This window comes from Comamonas sp. JUb58 (assembly GCF_004364775.1).
Lineage (GTDB): Bacteria > Pseudomonadota > Gammaproteobacteria > Burkholderiales > Burkholderiaceae_C > Comamonas.
The window spans coordinates 224,064-244,383 of sequence record NZ_SOAL01000006.1; the positions used below are offsets into that span (position 1 = coordinate 224,064).

Genomic DNA, 20,320 nt, shown 5'->3' on the forward strand with positions numbered 1-20,320 from the left:
GGGAAAACCGCGGACTCAAAAAGCCATTCAAGTATAGTAATACTCTATTCGCTGTTTGACTTCTTTCAATTGTAATTATCTAGGGTAAACACCGGGCACTTTTCTGATCGGCATTTGGCTGCAATATGTAAGCAATGTCGATCAATTCATACAGATGCGCAAGCGCTATATTCCACCGGTTTTCGTCGCGCGTTCTACTGCCCAAGCTGCCAAGCCTTGGCACAATGACCGCCACGGCACAAGCCACACACCATCTCACACAAGGAGCCATTCAGCATGTCAGCACAGCGTCCGTTCAAGGTTTTGGGAATCCAGCAAGTGGCCGTCGGCGGCACCGACAAAGACCGCATGAAAAAACTCTGGGTGGACATGCTGGGCTTGTCACAAACAGGTACCTTCCGCAGCGAACGCGAAAACGTCGATGAAGACATTCTGGCGATGGGCAAGGGCGCTTTTGCGGTCGAGGTGGACATCATGCAGCCGCTGGATATCGACAAAAAGCCTGCGGTGCATGTCACGCCGCTGAACCACATCGGTCTGTGGATTGACGACCTGCCCAAGGCTGTCGAATGGCTCACGGCCCAGGGCGTGCGTTTTGCGCCAGGCGGCATTCGGCCAGGCGCCGCAGGCCATGACATCTGCTTTCTGCATCCCAAGAGCAATGACGAGTTCCCCATCGCGGGTGAGGGCGTGCTGATCGAGCTGGTGCAAGCGCCGGCCGATGTCATTGCCGCACTGGGTTAAGGAGATCGCTGCGATGGCCGATACCTCCAGCTTTCAGCCCTGCGTAATCCCGGTGCTGCGCAGCTTTGATGCCCAGCGCGCCGCCGAGTTTTACCAGGAGTTTCTGGGCTTTGCGCAGGACTGGACACACCGCTTTGGCGACGACTTTCCGCTCTACCAACAGCTCAGCCTGCGCAGTGCTGCGGGGCTGGCCTGCTTGCTGCATGTGAGCGAGCACCATGGCGATGCCTGCCCCGGCAGCACGGTGCGCATTGCCTGGCCGCAACTGGAGGCCTTTCAGCAAAGCCTGCTGGCCAAGAACTACCGCTATGCCAAGCCTGGGCTGGAGCGCATGCCCTGGGGCATGCTGGAGATGCGCATTGCCGATCCCTTTGGCAACCATCTGGTGTTTTTTGAAGAGCTGCCGGAAACATCGGAGAGCGCAGGCAGCTAAGCGCCCTGCAAACCCAACCACAGCCGCACGCCGTTGCGGCTTTTTTATGCCCGATATCTCCAAAGACCCTCAGCACCGCCGGGGCTAAAACGGGGTGCTGGCGTCAATAAATTCCCAAATAGTGCCAGTAGTAATTGACTAGATAGCGTATTAGCGCAGGGCAGCGGCCCAGCTGAACGCTCGAAGACATTGGACACCCCTTATTTGCGGCTAATTGCCTGCCTTGTGCATATTGTTTGGTCATCTATAGAGCAATAAAAGAGGGGGGTTGGCTGTGCAATGCCAGAAGTTGCAGCAATGTACTGGCTTCTTGCCTGCAACATGCCCGCAACAGTGCCCTAAATTGGAGACACTGCAAAGCTGCCAAACCAGGTTTGAAGAGGACCCAGGGCACCGCTTGGATGCACATGGGGTCTGGACACAATAAGTGCCATGCCCGGGCATCTCGCACCGGGTAGCGATTGAGGAGATCTCCCATGTCCAGCCCCCATAACCCTGGTACGACTACATCGGCTCTGCATTGGCATCCCAAAGTAGCGGTGACCGCTCAGACAACGGAGGCAGAGCCCTGGCCTGCAGCCCAGGTCCAAGCGTTGTTCGATATGCCCTTTATGGCCCTGATGTTCCATGCGCAGACGGTGCACCATGCGTACTGGCCAGCAGCTGATATCGAGCTGGCGACCCTGCTATCCGTCAAGACGGGCGGATGCCCTGAGAACTGCGGTTATTGTCCGCAGTCGGCGGCCTACGACACGGGGGTCAAGGCCGACAAGCTGATGGATGTGGCGGAGGTGGTGCGCGCGGCGCAAGCGGCCAAGGCGGCAGGTGCCAGCCGCTTTTGCATGGGTGCTGCCTGGCGCGCACCCAAAGACAGGGATATCGCCCAGGTCAGCGCCATGATTGCGGCCGTCAAGGCGCTGGGGCTGGAAAGCTGTGCCACCCTGGGCATGTTGGCGCCCCACCAGGCCCAGGCGTTGGGCGATGCCGGGTTGGACTACTACAACCACAACCTGGACACCGGGCCGGACTATTACCGCGATGTGGTCAGCACCCGGCAGTACCAGGAGCGGCTCGATACGCTGGCCCATGTCCGGGCAGCAGGCATCCGGGTCTGCTGCGGCGGTATCGTCGGCATGGGCGAGACGCCGGTTGACCGCGCCGCCTTGCTGGCCCAACTGGCCAATATGCAGCCTTACCCGGAGTCGGTACCCATCAACAGCCTGGTGCGTGTGCCCGGCACACCGCTGGCCGACAGCGAGCCGGTGGACCCGCTGGATTTTGTGCGGGTGATCGCCGTTGCCCGCATCGTCATGCCCAAGGCCCGCATACGCCTGTCTGCCGGCCGCCAACAGTTGGGCGAGGCGGTGCAGACGCTGTGCTTTATGGCGGGGGCCAACTCCATCTTCTATGGCGACAAGTTGCTGGTGACCGGCAATCCGGAGGCCGACAGCGATGCCAAGCTGCTGGCCAAGCTGGGACTCGCGAGCTTGACAGCGGCGGCCTAAGCGATTCGTTCGTTCGCATCAACTAAGCAGGCGAGCACAAAAAAGGCCAGCGCATGCTGGCCTGGTGCCGGTTGCTATGGCTGGATCAGCGGCGACCGCCTTGCGCTTTCAGCGCCTGGGCAATCTCAGTGACGAGGCCAGGGCCCCGGTAGATCAGGCCGGTGTAGATCTGCACCACATCGGCGCCGGCCTTGATCTTTTCGACCGCATCGGCTCCACTCAGAATGCCGCCCACGCCAATGATCGGGAACTGTGGGCCCAGGGCCGCACGCAACTGGCGCACCACGGCATTGCTGGCCTCAAACACCGGGCGGCCGGAGAGGCCACCGGTTTCCTCTGCATGCTGCAGGCCTTGCACGGCATCGCGGCTGATGGTGGTGTTGGTGGCGATCACGCCATCCATGCCATGGGCCTTGAGGCTGTTGGCGATCACGCTGACCTGTTCTTCGGTCAGATCGGGGGCGATCTTCAGGAACACCGGCTTGTACTTTCCGTGCTCGCGTGCCAGCTGCTCGCGGCGCTGCACCAGCGCGCTCAGCAGCGCATCGAGCGCCTCATCGCTTTGCAGCGCGCGCAGGTTCTTGGTGTTGGGCGAGCTGATGTTGACCGTGATGTAGTCCGCATGGGGGTAGACGCCATCGAGGCAAGCCAGGTAGTCGCTGGTGGCATTTTCAATCGGCGTGGCCGCATTCTTTCCAATGTTGAGGCCCAGCAGCAGCGGCGATGCCTGCTTGCGGAACTGGGCCTTTTTCACATTGGCCACAAAGGCTGCCAGGCCTTCGTTGTTGAAGCCCAGGCGGTTGATCAGCGCATCGCGCTCGGGAATGCGGAACATGCGCGGCTTGGGGTTGCCGGGCTGCGCCAGCGGCGTGACCGTGCCCACCTCAACAAAGCCAAAACCCATGGCGCCCAGGCCATCAATGGCGCGCGCATTCTTGTCCAGACCCGCTGCCATGCCCACCCGGTTGGGAAACTGCAGACCCGCCAAGCTGATGGGGTCATTCACCCGGCTTTGGCGCCAGGCGCAGGCCAGCGGCGTGTTCTGGCCCTTGGCCAGCATGTCCATCGTGAAGTCGTGGGCAGCTTCGGGCTGCATGCCAAACAGAACGGCGCGGGAGAGGGAATAGGGGATCAGGGACATGGGATGGGATAATCAAGGCGTTATCCGTATTTTCGCTGATCTGATCGCACTACCATGACACAAGACGAATTAAAGGCCGAGGTTGGCCGCGCAGCCCTGCAGTATGTGGTTGCCGGAGAAATCGTAGGCGTGGGCACCGGCTCCACCGTGAACAAGTTCATTGATGCACTGGCCACCATCAAGGACCAGATCCCGGGCGCTGTCTCCAGCTCCGTGGCCAGCACCGAGCGCCTGCAGGCGCTGGGCATCAAGGTGTTGGATGCCAACGAGGTCGAGCGCCTCGCGGTCTACATCGATGGCGCCGATGAAATCGACCACCAGGGTTTCATGGTCAAGGGCGGCGGCGCTGCCTTGACGCGCGAGAAGATCGTCGCTGCGTTGGCCGACCGCTTCATCTGCATTGCCGATGCCTCCAAGCAGGTGCAAACCTTGGGCGCGTTCCCGCTGCCGGTGGAAGTCATCCCCATGGCTGCCACCCAGATCGCACGCCGCTTTGCGGCCAAGGGTGGCCATGCCAGCCTGCGCCTCAAGGACGGCCAGCCCCTGGTCACCGACAACGGCCAGCACATCCTCGACGTCACCGGCCTGGCGATTGCCGATCCTGCCGCTTTTGAGTCGGAAGTGAACCAGTGGCCTGGCGTAATCACCGTCGGCGTGTTCGCGCACCAGAAAGCGGCTGTCTGCCTGCTGGGCACCGAGCAAGGCGTGGAAACGCTCGAGTTCTAAAACCTCTAAACCCCAAAAAAATCGCCCGACCGGCTGATGCCCGGTCGGGCGATTTTTTATGCAAGGCCTGCGTTTGCTTAGAAAACAATGCCGGTCGGGTTGTTCGGCGTAACGCGGTCAGGCTCGACATTCTGGTTGCCCGATGCCGGTGCGCTGCCAGGTTCCGCAGGCTGCGCAGCAGCCGGGGCTGCCGGTGCAATCACCTTGGGGATCATCGGCTGCGCGGGAGCAGGGCGGTAGCTGGAAGGCAGCTTGGACTGGGCCGGGTAGCCGGCAGCATCCAGGTAGGCGCTCCAGTCGTTCTCGTTGAAGCCCGCCAAGTGCTGGCCGCCCAAGGTGGCAAAGGGAATAGTGCCCTCCGGATTGAGCCTGCGCAGCGCCTGGATCTCGTCATTGGAGGTGACGGTTTTCTCCGAAAACGGTACGCCCCGGGTCAGCAAATAACGGCGGGCGGTATCGCAGGCGCCGCAGTCCTTGCTGGAATAGAGCGTCATCGGGTACTTGGTAGCGGCTTGCTTGACTTCGAGTGGCAAGTCATTGAGGCGGGTGCCGGCAGGCTCGGTCACGGCGCCCGTCGAGACCGATTGGCTCGGCGTGTCAGAGGTGGGTGCACGGTCCGAGAAAGTGACCCGTCCATCGGGGCCCACGATGCGGTACACCGTTTGTGCGCTTGCCCAGCCGGCAGCGCAGGCGATGGCGGTACCAACGAGCAAGCTGCCCAAAGCCTTTGTCTTCATGCCTATCCCTCTCTATAGCTGTTGTAGCGCCATTATGCCTGCGCAGCGCCAAGGCTTGTGCCGGCCTGCCGGGCGCGCCGAGCAGCCAAGCATCGCTTAGGCCGTCAGTGGCTCGGCCATCCCCTGGTGGCGCAGCAGCGCGTCCAGCTGCGGCTCGCGGCCACGGAAGGCCTTAAACGATTCCATTGCCGGGCGGCTGCCACCCGCTTCCAGAATGGCATGCAGGTAGCGCTGGCCCACCTCGCGGTCCACCACATCGCTGCTGCCGCGCTTTTGCGCTGCTTCTTCAAAGCTGGCAAAGGCGTCGGCGGACAGCACCTCAGCCCACTTGTAGCTGTAGTAACCGGCTGCATAGCCACCCGCAAAGATGTGGGTGAAGGTGTTGGGCATGCGGTTGAAGTCTGGCTGGTCCAGCACCGCCACCTGGCGGCGCACATCGCGCATCACGCCGTAGATGGCGTCCGCGTTGATGCCATCGCCCGACAGCTCGGTGTGGATGCGCATGTCAAACAGCGAGAACTCGATCTGCCGCAGGGTCTGCATGCCCGACTGGAAGTTCTTGGCGGCAATCATCTTGTCGTAGAGCGCGCGTGGCAGCGGCTCGCCGGTGTCGACATGGGCCGTCATATGGCGCAGCACTTCCCACTCCCAGCAGAAGTTCTCCATGAACTGGCTGGGCAGCTCGACGGCATCCCATTCCACACCGCCGATGCCGGAGACATCGCGCTCATTGACCTGCGTGAGCATGTGGTGCAGGCCGTGGCCGGTTTCGTGGAAGAGGGTGAGCACGTCGTCATGGGTCAGCAGCGGCGGCTTGCCATCCACGCCGGCCGCAAAATTGCAGACCAGGTGCGCGATCGGGGTTTGCAGCTCGCCGTTGTCCGGGCGCAGCCAGCGGGTGCGCACATCATCCATCCAGGCGCCGCCGCGCTTGCCGTTGCGGGCAGGCGGGTCGAGGTAGAACTGGCCAACCAGCTCGCCATCGCGCTCAATGCGGTAGAAAGCCACGTCCTGGTTCCAGACGGGGGCCAGGTCGCCCTTGATCTGCACGCCGAACAAGGTCTCGACAATGCGGAACAGACCGGCCAGCACCTTGGGCGCCGGGAAGTACTGCTTGAGTTCCTGCTCGCTGAAGGCGTAGCGTGCTTCCTTCAGGTGCTCGCCGATGTAGCCCCAGTCCCAGGCCTGTGGGTTGTCCAGGCCCAGCTCGGTGTGGGCATAGTCGCGCAAGTCTTGCACATCCTTTTGGCCATAGGGCTTGGCCTTGCTGGCCAGCTCTTGCAAAAATTCCATCACCTGGGCAGACGACTGGGCCATCTTGGGCGCCACCGACAGTTCGCCAAAACTGGGGTAGCCCAGCAGATGCGCTTCCTGCTCGCGCATCTTCAGAATCTCGACCATCAAGGGCGTGTTGTCCAGCTTGCTATCGCCAAACTCGCTGGCCCGCGTGGTGTAGGCCCGGTAGAGCTTTTCGCGCAAGGCGCTGCTCTTGGCAAACTGCATCACCGGCAGGTAGCTGGGGATCTTCAAGGTCAGCTTGTAGCCGGGCTTGCCTTCGGCCTCGGCCGCAGCACGGGCGGCCTGGATGATGTCTTGCGGCACGCCAGCCAGCTCGTCCAGTTCGGCGTAGTAGGCAAACTGGTCGGTGGCATCCATCGCGTTTTCGCTGTACTTCTGGCAGGCGATGGCGCTTTTTTCTTGCAGCTGGGCATAGGTCTCGCGGGCCTCGCCTTGCAGCTCGGCACCACCCAGCACAAAGTTGCGCATCGCGTTGTCCCAAGCCTGCTTTTGCTCACTGTTCAAGCTTGCCGGGTCAATGGCCTTGTATTTGGCGTACAGCGCCTCGTCGGCGCCCAGCTGCGTCCAGAAGGCGGTGACCTTGGGCATCTCGGCGTTGTAAGCAGCACGCAGCGCTGGCGTATCGGCCACGGAGTTGAGGTGGCCGACCATGCCCCAGGCACGGCCCAGCTTTTCGGTGCTGACATCGAGCACCTTGGCGATCTCGTTCCATTGCGCCGGGAACTCGGGCGCTGTTACCGTCTTGAGGGCCGCTTCACTGTCGGCCAGCAGCTGGTCGATGGCGGGGGCGATATGTTCAGGTTGGACCTGGTCAAAGCGGGGCAGGCCGCTGAAGTCGAGCAATGGATTGGTCATGGTGCTGTATATGGGGCCTGGCGCCCCGCAATCAATGCCTTATTGGCACTTGGAACATAATCGTGTTGCCTGTCATTTAAGCACAAAAAAAAGCCGCTGGCACCGGCAAGGCGGATGCCAACAGCTATCGTTTTCTTAGTTTTACCGCAGCGATAAATCGCCGCGGAATTGAGGCGATTTTGCGGAGATCAGGCGCGCTCGGCCGACTCCAGGGTGTTGACCATCAGCATGGTGATGGTCATCGGGCCCACGCCGCCGGGAACGGGGGTGATGTAGCCAGCGACTTCCTTGACGCCCTCAAAATCCACATCGCCGCAGAGCTTGCCTTCGGCATTGCGGTTCATGCCCACATCGATCACCACGGCGCCGGGCTTGACCATGTCGGCGGTCAGCACATTGACCTTACCGACGGCCGCCACAATGATGTCGGCCTGGCGGGTCATCGCAGCCAGATCGGCCGTGCCGCTGTGGGTGATGGTGACGGTGGCGTTCGCCGCCAGCAGCATCATGGCCATGGGCTTGCCCACGATGTTGGAGCGGCCAATCACCACGGCATGCTTGCCGCGCAGGTCCTTCATGCCGATCGATTCGAGCATCTTCATGCAGCCGTAGGGTGTGCAGGCCTTGAAGCCCACTTCACCGACCATCAGCGCGCCGGCGCTGGCCACATGGAAACCATCCACGTCCTTCGTAGGCGAGATGGCTTCGATGACCTTGTGGTCGTCGATGTGCTTGGGCAGCGGCAGCTGCACCAGGATGCCATGGATGCTCGGGTCGTTGTTCAGCGCTTCGACGCGGGCCAGCAGCTCGGCCTCGGTCATGCTGGCGTCGTACTTCTCCAGCACCGAGTGGAAGCCGCATTCTTCGCAGGACTTGACCTTGTTGCGCACATAGACCTGGCTGGCCTGGTTGTCGCCCACCAGAATGACAGCCAGACCCGGAACGATGCCCTTGGCCTTGAGCTGGTCGGCGCGCGCCTTGACATCGGCACGCAGTTGCTGGGAGAGGGCCTTGCCATCGATCAATTGAGCAGTCATGTGGTCATCCAAAAAGGGTTGCGCGTGGTCCAGCAGCCGGGCGAGCCCCCAGCATGGCGCGCGGAATTGAAAAATGCGCCGTACCGAAGCCGGTACCGGCGCATTGCGCTTTGAGAAGCGTTGTTGGAACGTCGTCCTTAGGGCGCGAAGGCCGCTAATTTATCACGTTGCCTTGGCCGCTGCATTCGATCCCAGGGCAATCTTGAGCAGATCAGCCACGGTATTAGCGCCCAGCTTTTCCATGATGTTGGCGCGGTGCGCTTCCACGGTCTTGATGCTGATGCCCAGGTCATCGGCGATCTGCTTATTCAGGCGGCCGGCCACAATGCGTTCGAGCACTTGCGACTCGCGTCCGGTGAGCTTGGCCAGCAGTGCATCGCGGCTGGCAGCTTGCTGGTGGCCCGCGAAGGCATCGCGTGCCTGGTCGAGCATGCGCTCCACCAAGGTGTCCAGCTGGGCTTCGTCAAAAGGCTTCTGGATGAAATCCATCGCGCCTTTTTTCATCGTGTCCACGGCCATCGGCACATCGCCGTGGCCGGTGATGAAGACGATGGGCAGGGGCGACTTGTTTTCGATCAAGCGGTCCTGCAGTTCCAGACCGCTCATGCCACCCATGCGGATATCGACAATCAGGCAAGCCACTTCGCGGGCGTCGTAGCGTGCCAAGAAGGATTCGGCTGAATCAAAGCAGCGTACACGGTAATCCTTGCCCTCCAGCAACCATTGAAGCGAGTCACGAACCGCTTCATCGTCATCGACTACGTAGACCGTGCCCTTTTTCGGGATCAAGCTCATGCACAATTCCTTCTATCAGTATTGGTATAGCGCTGGCTATTCAGCGGATTCCGCCGGCGTGGCCACCGGAATCCAAAAGCTGAAATTACAACCTGTCACCTCCGGCCCATTGTAGAGGTTCTCAGCCTGCATCCGGCCATGGTGAGATTCGACAATGCTGCGGCAGAGATTGAGGCCGATTCCCATGCCTTCGCTCTTGGTAGAGAAGAAGGCCTGGAACAGGCGCTCCAGTGCTTCAGGTGACAGGCCGCGCCCCGTATCTTGAACGGAAAACTCTATCACATCCGTGGCGTCGATCTTGCGAGGCACGACGCGCAGTTCCACCATGCGCTGGTGGGCCGGGCGCTCGGCATTGGCAATGGATTCGGCGCCGTTCTTCATCAGGTTGATAAGCACCTGCTCGATCAGGATGCTGTCCACCTTCACCTTGGGCAGGCGCGCGGCAACGTGGTGCGAAAGCCGCACATTGTGGCGTTTCAGCTCAATCGAGCCCAGCTCCACCGCTTCGCTGACGATATCGCTGACATCGGCCAGCGCCCGGTTCGGTTCGCTGCGTTTCACAAAGGAGCGGATGCGGTGGATCACCTGGCCAGCGCGCTGCGCCTGGTGGGCCGTCTTCTCCAAGGCACCCAGCAGCGCTTCTTCGCTCAGGCTGCCGTTTTTCACGCGGGTGATCATGCCTGAGCAGTAGTTGCTGATGGCCGACAGCGGCTGGTTCAGCTCATGCGCGACGCTGGACGCCATCTCGCCCATGGTCACCAGGCGGCTCACGGTGGCGGCCTTCTCGGCCTGGCGCGCGGCTTGTTCTTCGGCCTGGCGGCGCGGGGTGATGTCGGTGGCAATCACCATCTGGGCCAGGCGCCCATCCACCCAGTTGAGGTAGCGCGAGCGCACTTCCAGCCATTTGCCCAGCTCCGGGATATAGATCTCGGCATTGCCGCTGACGGCGGTGGTGATCTGGTCGCTGGGCAGGCCCATCAGCCCATCCTCGTCGTCCATGCTGGTGTTGGCATTGCTGCTGCTGGGTAGCACGCCGGCCTGGGCCACCAGTTGCAAATGGCCCACCGTTTGCGAGCCAAACCACTGCCGGTAGAGCTTGTTGGCAAACAGCAGCTCGGCACTGCCCAGCGGCGCCACCGACACCGAGGCATCCAGCGCCTCCAGCACGATGGTAAAGCGCTCATAAGACGCAGAGAGCTGCTCGCGGATGCGGTTGGGCTCGGTGATGTCGGTCATCGAGGTCATCCAACCCGTCTGGCGGCCATGGCCGTCGATCAGCGGCGAGACATAGAGTCGCGCCTCGAACATGGTGCCGTTCTTGCGTTTGACCCGCATCTGGAAGCCACCCGGAAACACCTTGCCGCTCATCTCGTCGATCAGCATGTCGTGGTAGGTGCTTTGGTCACCCTCGGGCCAATAAGGGTAGGGGGGGAGCTTGCCCACCAGTTCTTCTTCGCTCCAGCCGGTCATCTGGCAGAAGGCGGCATTCACATAGGAGATGCGGCCTTGCAGATCCAGCGCGCGCATGCCCGTCAGCACACTGTTTTCCATCGCCCGGCGGAAATTGGTCTCGCCCTGCAGCGCCTCTTGCGCCCGGATGCGCTTGCGCGTGTGGCGCCAGGTGGCCACCAGCAGCCAGGCTGTCATAAAGCTCAGCACCCCCACCAGCCAGAACAGGCCATTGCTGACCAGGCCCAGCGAGGTGTGGTAACCCTGGGCGCGGAGCTTCAAGCTGTTGCCGACGGGTGCCACCGGCATATCAAACTCATTGGGCATCGCGCGCCAGGGCAGCAGGCGCTGGGCCACGACGCGGGGCGTGAGCGGTGTGCCGGCCAGGGTCGTGCCCTTGCCGTCCTGCATGGTCATGGCGTAGCGTGCCAGGATCTCGGTAGGAGTGCCGTAGCGCAGCAGGTTCTCGATCGAGAACTCGGCCAGCAGCACGCCGCCAAAGCGGCCTTTCTGGCTGATCGGCACCTCCAGCAGCAGCATGGGCGCCGTATCGCTGGTAGCCAGTGGTTGCGAGAAGACCGGCTGCTGCAGGTCGCGCGCCATCTCAAACAGCTCCAGCAATTCCTTTTTCTGAATCACCTCATCGAGGGTGAGCAGGTTCTCAGCCGCCACGCTGGGGCCAAACTGGGTGGCGCGCACCTGGCGGCCGGTGTCGATCCAGGTCAGGGCCTGCAGCTCGGCGTACTGGCTGATGAGGGTGTCGGCACGGTCATTGAAGCCGTTCTTGTCCACGTCCTGGTTGCCCACGTCGCGGGCCAGGCGCATCAGCTGCTCCTGGCGCTCGGACAGGCGCAGCCGAATACGCTGCTGGGCATATTCCACATCCCGGCGCATGGCCTCGCGCTCGCGTTCCAGCTCTTCGCTGCGCAGGTACCAAAAGGCCGCCACGATCGCAATGAAAAACATCACCACCGCCACCAAGGGGGCAATGGACGCATACCGGTCTTGTCTCGAAGGTGACAATCCGCGCCACCAGGTTTGCCACATTTGCACCAAACGGGGTCGGCTGTTCGGGGTCGGGGTGGCGGGGCGCTCGGTCGAATTCATGGTCGATGAGTGTAGACGAGGGCAGGGCAGCCATGCCCTGATGCTGGACAAATCGTTCGCCTTGTCCCCGAGGCGTCCTGCTGCAGCGCCCATGGATTGTGCGTTTGCAGCAATTTCCCATAATATGAAAATGAAGACCGCTATTTGAAATCTGCAAAAAATGTGAGAAACTCTGGCACAGTCATTCATAGCAGATCACTTGAAGGAGACGCCAGCATGTCCGAACCATCCGAACAAAAAGCCGTCAACGGCCCCACCCGCACTGACGGCCAAGAAACCCGAGAATGGATGGACGCGCTGTCCGCTGTGATCGACCGCGAAGGCGCTGAATATGCCCACTCGCTGATCGAGCAACTGCTCGAGCACGCGCGCCAGAACAGCGTCGATCTGCCTTTCTCCGCCAAGACCGGTTACGTCAACACCATCGAGACCGAGCAGGAAGCCCGCAGCCCCGGCAACCTCGAGATCGAACAACGCCTGCGCGCCTACATGCGCTGGAACGCCATGGCCATGGTGGTCAAGGCCAACCGCATTCACCCACCAGAAGGTGGCGACCTGGGCGGCCACATTGGCTCCTTCGCGTCGCTGGCCAGCATGTTTGGTGCCGGCTTCAACCATTTCTGGCACGCCGAGAGCGACAACCACGGTGGTGACTGCCTCTACATCCAAGGCCACGTATCGCCCGGTATCTATGCCCGCGCCTACCTGGAAGGCCGTATCAGCGAAGAGCAACTGCTCAACTTCCGCCAGGAAGTGGACGGCAAGGGTCTGTCGAGCTACCCCCACCCCAAGCTGATGCCCGATTTCTGGCAGTTCCCCACCGTGTCCATGGGCCTGGGTCCCATCATGGCGATCTACCAGGCACGCTTCCTGAAGTACCTGCACGCCCGTGGCATTGCCAACACCGAAAACCGCAAGGTCTGGGTGTTCTGCGGCGACGGTGAAATGGACGAAGTCGAATCCTTGGGCGCGATTGGCCTGGCCGCGCGTGAAAACCTCGACAACCTGATCTTCGTGATCAACTGCAACCTGCAGCGCCTGGACGGCCCGGTGCGCGGCAACGGCAAGATCATCCAGGAACTCGAAGGCGAGTTCCGTGGCTCCGGCTGGAACGTGATCAAGCTGATCTGGGGCAAGGGCTGGGATGCCTTGCTGGCCAAGGACCATGACGGCGCGCTGCGCAAGATCATGATGGAGTGCAACGACGGCGACTACCAGGCTTTCAAGGCCAACGACGGTGCCTATGTGCGCAAGAACTTCTTCGGCCGCGATCCACGCACCCTGAAGATGGTCGAGCACATGAGCGACGACGAGATCTGGAACCTGCAGCGCGGTGGCCACGATTCGCAAAAGGTCTACGCCGCTTTCCACGCTGCGCAAAACCACCAAGGTCAGCCGACCGTCTTGCTGGTCAAGACCGTCAAGGGCTTCGGCATGGGCAAGGTCGGTGAGGGCAAGAACAACGTCCACCAGACCAAGAAGCTGGCCGATGAGGACATCAAGGCCTTCCGCGACCGTTTCAACATCCCGATCCCGGACAGCCAGATCGCCGACCTGCCTTTCTACAAGCCAGCCGACGACACCCCGGAAATGAAGTACCTGCACGAGCGCCGCAAGGCCTTGGGCGGCTACCTGCCCAAGCGCCGCGAAAAGGCCGACGAGCAGTTCACCGTGCCTCCGCTGGAGACCTTCAAGGCCGTGCTCGAAGCCACGCCCGAAGGCCGTGAGATCTCGACCACGCAAGCCTATGTGCGTTTCCTCACCCAGCTGCTGCGCGACAAGGAAATCGGTCCGCGCGTGGTGCCCATCCTGGTGGACGAGGCCCGTACCTTCGGTATGGAAGGCCTGTTCCGCCAGATCGGCATCTACAACCCGCATGGCCAGCAGTACACCCCGGTCGACAAAGACCAGGTGATGTACTACAAGGAAGACACCAAGGGTCAGATCCTGCAGGAAGGTATCAACGAAGCGGGCGGCATGTCCAGCTGGATTGCAGCGGCAACCAGCTACAGCCATAGCAACCGCATCATGATTCCGTTCTACATCTACTACTCGATGTTCGGATTCCAGCGCATTGGCGATCTGGCCTGGGCAGCGGGCGACCTGCAGGCGCGCGGCTTCTTGCTGGGCGGCACCTCGGGCCGTACCACCTTGAACGGCGAAGGTCTGCAGCACGAAGACGGTCACAGCCACATCCTGGCCGGCACCATCCCCAACTGCATCAGCTACGACCCCACCTTCTCGCACGAAGTGGCGGTGATCATGCACGAAGGTCTGCGCCGCATGGTGCAGAACCAGGAAAACATCTTCTACTACCTGACCCTGCTGAACGAAAACTATGCCATGCCAGGCCTGACGCCCGGCACCGAGGAAAAGATCCTCAAGGGCATGTACCTCTGCAAGGCCGGTGGCGCTGGTGACCTGCGCGTGCAACTGCTGGGCTCGGGCACCATCCTGCGCGAATCCTTCTTTGCGCAAGAGCTGCTGGCTGCCGACTGGGGCGTGACCGCCGACGTCTGGAGCTGCCCATCGTTCAACGAACTGACCCGCGACGGCCAGGACGCAGACCGCTGGAACCTGCTGCACCCGCTGGAAACCGCTAAGGTGCCGTTCGTGACCGCCGAGCTGGGCAACAGCACCGGCCCCGTGATCGCCTCGACCGATTACATGAAGTCCTACGCCGAGCAGATTCGTCCCTTCATCCCCGCTGGCCGCACCTACAAGGTGCTGGGCACGGACGGCTTTGGCCGCTCGGACTTCCGCCGCAAGCTGCGCGAGCACTTCGAGATCGACCGCCACTACATCGTGGTTGCCGCCCTCAAGGCACTGGCCGAAGACGGCAAGCTGCCCGCACAGAAGGTCGCTGATGCGATTGCCAAGTACGGCATCAATGCCGACAAGATCAACCCGCTGTACGCCTAAATTGCACCAGGAGACACCACAATGGCATTGATTGACATTCAAGTCCCCGATATTGGCGACTTCGCAGAAGTGGGCGTGATCGAGTTGCTCGTCAAGCCCGGTGACACCGTCGCCAAGGACCAGTCGCTGATCACCGTTGAGTCCGACAAGGCCTCGATGGAAATCCCGTCCAGCCACGCTGGCGTGGTCAAGGAAATCGTCGTCAAGATTGGCGACAAAATTGCCGAAGGCTCGGTCATCATCAAGCTCGAAGCAGCGGATGCAGCTGCTGCCGCACCCGCTGCGCAAGCACCGGCACCAGCTGCCGCAGCACCCGCTCCTGCAGCTGCACCGACTCCTGCACCCCAGGCCGCTGCGGCGCCTGCGGCTTCGGGCCCGGTCGAAGTGAAGGTCCCCGATATCGGTGACTTCAAGGACGTGGCCGTGATCGAGCTGCTGGTCAAGGTGGGCGATACCGTCACCGAAGAGCAGTCACTGTTCACCGTCGAATCCGACAAGGCCTCGATGGAAATCCCATCGCCCGCCGCTGGCGTGGTGAAGGAGCTCAAGGTCAAGATTGGCGACACCATCAATGTCGGTGATCTGGTCGCCATTCTGGAAGGAAGCGCCGCTGCGGCGCCAGCGTCCGCGCCAGCCGCACAAGCACCCGCTGCTGCTGCGCCTGCCCCCGCCGTAAGCGCTCCAGCCCCTGCAGCAGCAGCTGTCGCCGCTGCACCGGCTGCTGCCGTTCCGGCCCACAACCCCACCGTGCCACCATCGGGCGCCTTGCCTTATGCATCGCCATCGGTGCGCAAGTTTGCGCGTGAGCTGGGTGTGCCGCTGGAAGAGGTCAAGGGTTCGGGCAACAAGGGCCGTATCACCTCGGACGACGTGCAAGCCTTCACCAAGCAGGTGATGGCCGGTGCCGTGCAGACCAAGGCCCAGGCGGCCAAGGCACCTGCCGGTGGTGGCTCTGGCGCAGGTCTGGATCTGCTGCCATGGCCCAAGGTCGATTTCAGCAAGTTCGGCACCGTCGAGCGCAAGGACCTGTCGCGCATCAAGAAGATCTCGGGCGCCAACCTGCACCGCAACTGGGTGATGATCCCGCACGTCACCAACAATGACGAAGCCGACATCACCGAGCTCGAAGCCTTCCGCGTCTCCACGAACAAGGAAAACGAGAAGAGCGGCGTCAAGGTCACCATGCTGGCCTTCGTGATCAAGGCCCTGGTGTCTGCACTCAAGAAGTTCCCTGAGTTCAACACCAGCCTGGATGGCGACACCCTGGTCTACAAGCAGTACTTCAACATCGGCTTTGCGGCAGACACGCCCAATGGCCTGGTGGTGCCGGTGCTCAAGGATGCCGACAAGAAGGGCATCATCCAGATCAGCGCAGAAATGGGCGAGCTGGCCAAGAAGGCACGCGACGGCAAGCTGGGCGCGGCCGACATGCAAGGCGGCTGCATCTCCATCTCGTCGCTGGGCGGCATTGGTGGTACGCACTTCACGCCTATCGTGAATGCCCCCGAAGTGGCGATCCTGGGTCTGTCCAAGTCGGCGATCAAGCCAGTCTGGGACGGCAAGCAGTTTGTGCCACGCCTGATGCTGCCGCTGAGCCTGTCGTACGACCACCGCGTCATCGACGGCGCATCGGCCGCACGCTTCAATGCCTACCTGGGCCAGGTGCTGGCGGACTACCGCCGCATCATCCTGTAATCGGAGACGCACACTATGGCAATCGTAGATATCAAAGTCCCCGACATTGGTGATTTCGCTGAAGTGGGCGTGATCGAGCTGCTGGTGCAGCCTGGCGACACCGTCGCCAAGGACCAGTCGCTGATCACGGTCGAATCGGACAAGGCCTCGATGGAAATCCCGTCGAGCCATGCCGGTGTCGTCAAGGAACTCAAGATCAAGATCGGTGACAAGGTCGCCGAAGGCTCGGTGATCCTGTCGCTCGAAGCGGCTGAGGGTGCTGCCGCTGCCCCCGCACCTGCTGCTGCACCTGCAGCCTCGTCGCCCGCACCGGCTCCTGCAGCAGCGGCGCCTGCTCCCGCAGCGCAAGCGGCAGCGCCGGCACCGGTGGCCAGCAACTACAGCGGCCAGGTCGATGAAGACTGTGACGTGGTCGTGCTCGGCGGTGGCCCTGGCGGCTACTCTGCGGCATTCCGCGCAGCCGATCTGGGCCTCAAGGTGGTGCTGATCGAGCGCTACAAGACCCTGGGTGGCGTCTGCCTGAACGTGGGTTGCATCCCGTCGAAGGCCCTGCTGCATGTGGCTGCCGTGATGGACGAGGTCAAGCACCTGGAAGTCGCCGGCGTCAAGTTCGCCGCGCCTGAGGTCAACATCGACCAGCTGCGCGCCCACAAGGAAAAGGTCATCGGCAAGCTGACCGGCGGTCTGGGCCAGATGGCCAAGATGCGCAAGGTCACGATCGTGCGCGGCTATGGCAACTTCGTCAGCGCCAACCACATCGAAGTCCAGGAAACCTCGGGCGATGGCCAGGACAAGACCGGCGCCAAGAAGGTAGTGCAGTTCAAGAAGGCCATCATCGCTGCGGGCTCGCAGGCAGTGCATCTGCCCTTCATGCCCAAGGACGAACGCGTGGTCGATTCCACCGGCGCACTGGACCTGAAGGCTGTGCCCAAGCGCATGCTGATCCTGGGCGGCGGCATCATCGGCCTGGAAATGGGCACCGTCTACAGCACCCTGGGCGCACGCCTGGATGTGGTCGAGATGATGGATGGCCTGATGCAAGGCGCTGACCGCGATCTGGTCAAGGTCTGGCAAAAGATGAACGCACCGCGCTTTGACAACATCATGGTCAACACCAAGACCGTGGCTGCCGAAGCAACGCCCGAAGGCATCAAGGTCTCGTTCGAGCCTGCCAAGGACGGCGTGACCGTGCCCGAACCCCAGGTCTACGACCTGGTGCTGCAAGCCGTGGGCCGCACGCCCAATGGCAAGAAGATCGGCGCAGAGGCCGCAGGCGTGTCCGTGACGGACCGTGGCTTTATCAATGTCGATATCCAGATGCGCACCAATGTGCCCAACATCTTCGCGATCGGCGACATCGTGGGCCAGCCCATGCTGGCACACAAGGCCGTGCACGAAGCGCATGTGGCCGCTGAAGTCATCGCTGGCGAACTGCAAGGCAACAAGGAGCTGGCCGCTGCCGCTTTCAATGCCCGCGTGATCCCATCGGTGGCCTACACAGATCCCGAAGTGGCATGGGTCGGTCTGACCGAAGACCAGGCCAAGGCCCAAGGCATCAAGGTCAAGAAGGGCCTGTTTCCCTGGGCCGCCTCGGGCCGCGCCATTGCCAATGGCCGCGACGAAGGCTTCACCAAGCTGCTGTTCGATGACTCGCCCGAAGCCCATGGCCACGGCAAGATCCTGGGCGGCGGCATGGTCGGCACGCACGCCGGCGACATGATCGGCGAGATCGCCCTGGCCATCGAGATGGGTGCAGACACCGTGGACATTGGCAAGACCATCCACCCGCACCCGACCTTGGGCGAAAGCATTGGCATGGCCGCAGAAGTGGCCCATGGCACCTGCACCGACGTGCCGCCTGCGCGCAAGTAAGACCAGCCGGTCTTGAGCCACTCTGCAAAAGACAGCCTGCGGGCTGTCTTTTTTCATTGGAGCTGCAACGTTTCCTACTTTTTTGTAGATGCCTAGAAGTTGGCAATTAAGTTGGCAATAGTTACCAAGGTTTATTGGCTTTATTTAATAAAAACAGTAGGTTGTAATTCTTTTTGGGTGGGTAATTTGACTGCATAACAGAGGCACGTTGGTACCCATTCGGGGCTCTGGTTCGTGCTAATGGTGGCGGTATTCGTTTATGGGCTTAAGAAAAAATCCCGATCGGGATTTTTTTCTGTATTGGGGGGTGCTCCTTATGCCAAATATTCCTGATCGGGAATAAAGCTGTCTTTTTATCTCAAATGGGGTGATAATTTCCCGATCGGGAATTTTTAAGCCAACACAGCATGTCCTCCATCCAAACCGCAGAACAACTGGCCACCGCTCTGCGCTTGGCGCGCAAACAACTGGGGCTTACCCAGCAAGCATTGGCGCTGGCTGCGGGAGTGGGCACGCGGTTCGTTGTTGACTTGGAGTCTGGCAAGCCAACAGTGCGTCTTGAAAACGTGCTCCGTGTGGTAGACGCGCTAGGCGGCCAGCTACAGCTCTCGGGCTTGCCAGAGGGAGGCAGTGATAACCAGCACGGGCAGGTACACGCCATCAGCCAAGGAGGCCACCGTGGCCCATGAGCTGAATGTCTGGCTGCTTGGGCAACTGGCAGGCCAGCTGTCGCTGCGCCATGGCAGGCTGTGCTTCAGCTACGCGCCGACTTGGTTGGCTCAGCCGGATGCCATCGCTCTGTCGCAGTCACTGCCCTTGCGCGATGCAGCCTTTGATGACATCGAATCACGGCCATTCTTTGCCGGCCTGCTGCCAGAAGGGCAGATGCGCCGCCTGATTGCACAGCATTTTCATATCTCCAGGCAAAACGACTTCGCTTTGCTCGACCACATCGGTGGCGAGTGTGCGGGCGCGGTCAGTTTTCTGGAGCCTGGCCAGCAATTGCCCTTGGCTGCCGGCGGGGATGATGTGGACTGGCAGACCGACAGCCAGCTTGCAGCCATTTTGGAAGAGCTGCCACGCCGTCCCATGTTGGCCGGTGCAGATGGGCTGCGTCTGTCACTGGCAGGGGCGCAGGACAAGCTTCCGGTGGTGGTGGATGATATGCACCAAGCACAACCACGCATCGGTCTGCCACGTAACGGCACGCCGAGCAGCCATATCTTGAAACCTGCCATCCATGCGGTCGAGGACAGCGTAGCCAATGAAGGCTTTTGCATGCTGCTGGCTCAGGCGATGGGACTGCGCCCGGCGCAGGCACGCATCCATAGCGTTTTGGGACATAGCTTTCTGCTTGTAGAGCGTTATGACCGCAAAACCGAGGAGGGCGGGCTGCGTGTTCGTCTGCACCAGGAAGACTTTTGCCAGGCACTGGGCGTCGTGCCTGAGTTGAAGTACCAAAACGAAGGCGGCCCGGATCTGGCCCAGTGCTTTGGGCTGTTGCGTGGGGTAACGCGACCCAATGCCCCACAGGTGCTGCGCATGCTGGACGCTGTCATTTTCAATGCACTGATCGGCAACCATGATGCGCATGCCAAGAACTTTTCGCTGCTCTATGGCCAGCAGGCGGGGCGCAATGCCACCGTGCTCGCACCTTTATACGATCTGTTGTCGACGGCGGTTTACCCCGCGCTGACAGACAAGATGGCCATGAAGTTGGGCGGCAAGTACCGATTTGGTGAGCTGCGCAGCCGCCATTGGGAGCAATTCGCAGAAGATGCCGGCTTGGCCAAGGCTGCAACCAAAAAGCGCATCCTCGCGCTTGCGCAAAGCCTGCCTGCTGCGGCACGCCAACTACAGAGCGCCCCGCAGCATGGTTTTTCCCGGCATGCAGTCGTCGAGCTGGTATGCAACTTGATCGAGCAGCGCTGCGCTAAGACCGTCCAACAATTGGATGCAGCTTGAACTGAGCGCCAGGCGCCCATGCGTATCGCAGGCAAGGC

Annotated in this window: 16 protein-coding genes; 10 read left to right on the plus strand and 6 right to left on the minus strand. The window is 61.5% G+C overall.

The features are described from left to right. Positions 1–276: 276 nt before the first annotated feature. The 3 genes from EDF71_RS08530 to bioB all read left to right on the plus strand — a co-directional run bounded on the left by EDF71_RS08530 (position 277) and on the right by bioB (position 2,682). Complete coding sequence (locus tag EDF71_RS08530; RefSeq protein ID WP_133856152.1) at positions 277–744, plus strand: VOC family protein; 468 nt, start codon at positions 277–279, stop codon at positions 742–744. A 13-nt stretch (positions 745–757) separates the two neighbouring features. Continuing rightward, a complete protein-coding gene (locus tag EDF71_RS08535; RefSeq protein ID WP_133856153.1) occupies positions 758–1,177 on the plus strand; it encodes a glyoxalase superfamily protein in 420 nt (139 codons plus the stop codon). 476 nt (positions 1,178–1,653) lie between these two features. Beyond that, positions 1,654–2,682, plus strand: coding sequence for a biotin synthase BioB (gene bioB, locus EDF71_RS08540; RefSeq protein WP_133856154.1), 1,029 nt, complete (start codon positions 1,654–1,656; stop codon positions 2,680–2,682). 85 nt (positions 2,683–2,767) lie between these two features. Here the strand turns inward: bioB and EDF71_RS08545 are convergent, their stop codons facing one another. After that, positions 2,768–3,823, minus strand: a complete 1,056-nt coding sequence (locus tag EDF71_RS08545) for a quinone-dependent dihydroorotate dehydrogenase (RefSeq protein WP_133856155.1) — start codon at positions 3,821–3,823, stop codon at positions 2,768–2,770. Between the two features lie 54 nt (positions 3,824–3,877). Here EDF71_RS08545 and rpiA point away from each other — a divergent pair, with 54 nt between their 5' ends. After that, entirely contained in the window at positions 3,878–4,549 is a 672-nt protein-coding gene (rpiA, locus tag EDF71_RS08550) for a ribose-5-phosphate isomerase RpiA (protein ID WP_133856156.1), read from the plus strand. A gap of 77 nt (positions 4,550–4,626) precedes the next feature. On the opposite strand, the gene EDF71_RS08555 is transcribed toward rpiA, so the two are convergent. The 5 genes from EDF71_RS08555 to EDF71_RS08575 all read right to left on the minus strand — a co-directional run bounded on the left by EDF71_RS08555 (position 4,627) and on the right by EDF71_RS08575 (position 11,768). Further along, entirely contained in the window at positions 4,627–5,286 is a 660-nt protein-coding gene (locus tag EDF71_RS08555) for a glutaredoxin domain-containing protein (protein WP_133856157.1), read from the minus strand. Positions 5,287–5,382: 96 nt separating this feature from the next. Then, a complete protein-coding gene (locus tag EDF71_RS08560) occupies positions 5,383–7,440 on the minus strand; it encodes a M3 family metallopeptidase (protein WP_133856158.1) in 2,058 nt (685 codons plus the stop codon). Positions 7,441–7,628: 188 nt separating this feature from the next. Next, entirely contained in the window at positions 7,629–8,477 is an 849-nt protein-coding gene (gene folD, locus EDF71_RS08565; protein ID WP_133856159.1) for a bifunctional methylenetetrahydrofolate dehydrogenase/methenyltetrahydrofolate cyclohydrolase FolD, read from the minus strand. A 162-nt stretch (positions 8,478–8,639) separates the two neighbouring features. Beyond that, on the minus strand, positions 8,640–9,272 hold the full coding sequence (locus EDF71_RS08570) for a response regulator transcription factor (RefSeq protein WP_133856160.1): 633 nt from the start codon (positions 9,270–9,272) through the stop codon (positions 8,640–8,642). 36 nt (positions 9,273–9,308) lie between these two features. After that, the gene (locus EDF71_RS08575; RefSeq protein ID WP_243854230.1) at positions 9,309–11,768 is read right to left on the minus strand and encodes a PAS domain S-box protein; all 2,460 of its coding nucleotides are present in this window, start codon (positions 11,766–11,768) and stop codon (positions 9,309–9,311) included. Between EDF71_RS08575 and EDF71_RS25405 the strand changes: the two genes are divergently transcribed. From EDF71_RS25405 to EDF71_RS08600, 6 genes are all read left to right on the plus strand, one after another. Beyond that, a complete protein-coding gene (locus EDF71_RS25405) occupies positions 11,677–11,976 on the plus strand; it encodes a hypothetical protein (protein WP_243854232.1) in 300 nt (99 codons plus the stop codon). The genes EDF71_RS08575 and EDF71_RS25405 overlap by 92 nt on opposite strands. Positions 11,977–12,044: 68 nt before the next feature. After that, positions 12,045–14,750 (plus strand): pyruvate dehydrogenase (acetyl-transferring), homodimeric type, encoded by a 2,706-nt coding sequence (gene aceE, locus EDF71_RS08580; RefSeq protein WP_133856162.1) that lies wholly within the window; start codon positions 12,045–12,047, stop codon positions 14,748–14,750. 21 nt (positions 14,751–14,771) lie between these two features. After that, positions 14,772–16,445, plus strand: a complete 1,674-nt coding sequence (aceF, locus tag EDF71_RS08585; RefSeq protein WP_133856163.1) for a dihydrolipoyllysine-residue acetyltransferase — start codon at positions 14,772–14,774, stop codon at positions 16,443–16,445. A 15-nt stretch (positions 16,446–16,460) separates the two neighbouring features. Further along, a complete protein-coding gene (gene lpdA / locus EDF71_RS08590; RefSeq protein ID WP_133856164.1) occupies positions 16,461–18,317 on the plus strand; it encodes a dihydrolipoyl dehydrogenase in 1,857 nt (618 codons plus the stop codon). A 407-nt stretch (positions 18,318–18,724) separates the two neighbouring features. Beyond that, a complete protein-coding gene (locus tag EDF71_RS08595) occupies positions 18,725–19,006 on the plus strand; it encodes a helix-turn-helix transcriptional regulator (protein WP_133856165.1) in 282 nt (93 codons plus the stop codon). Then, complete coding sequence (locus EDF71_RS08600) at positions 18,996–20,282, plus strand: type II toxin-antitoxin system HipA family toxin (RefSeq protein ID WP_133856166.1); 1,287 nt, start codon at positions 18,996–18,998, stop codon at positions 20,280–20,282. The genes EDF71_RS08595 and EDF71_RS08600 overlap by 11 nt, the downstream gene beginning before the upstream one ends. Positions 20,283–20,320: the final 38 nt, after the last annotated feature.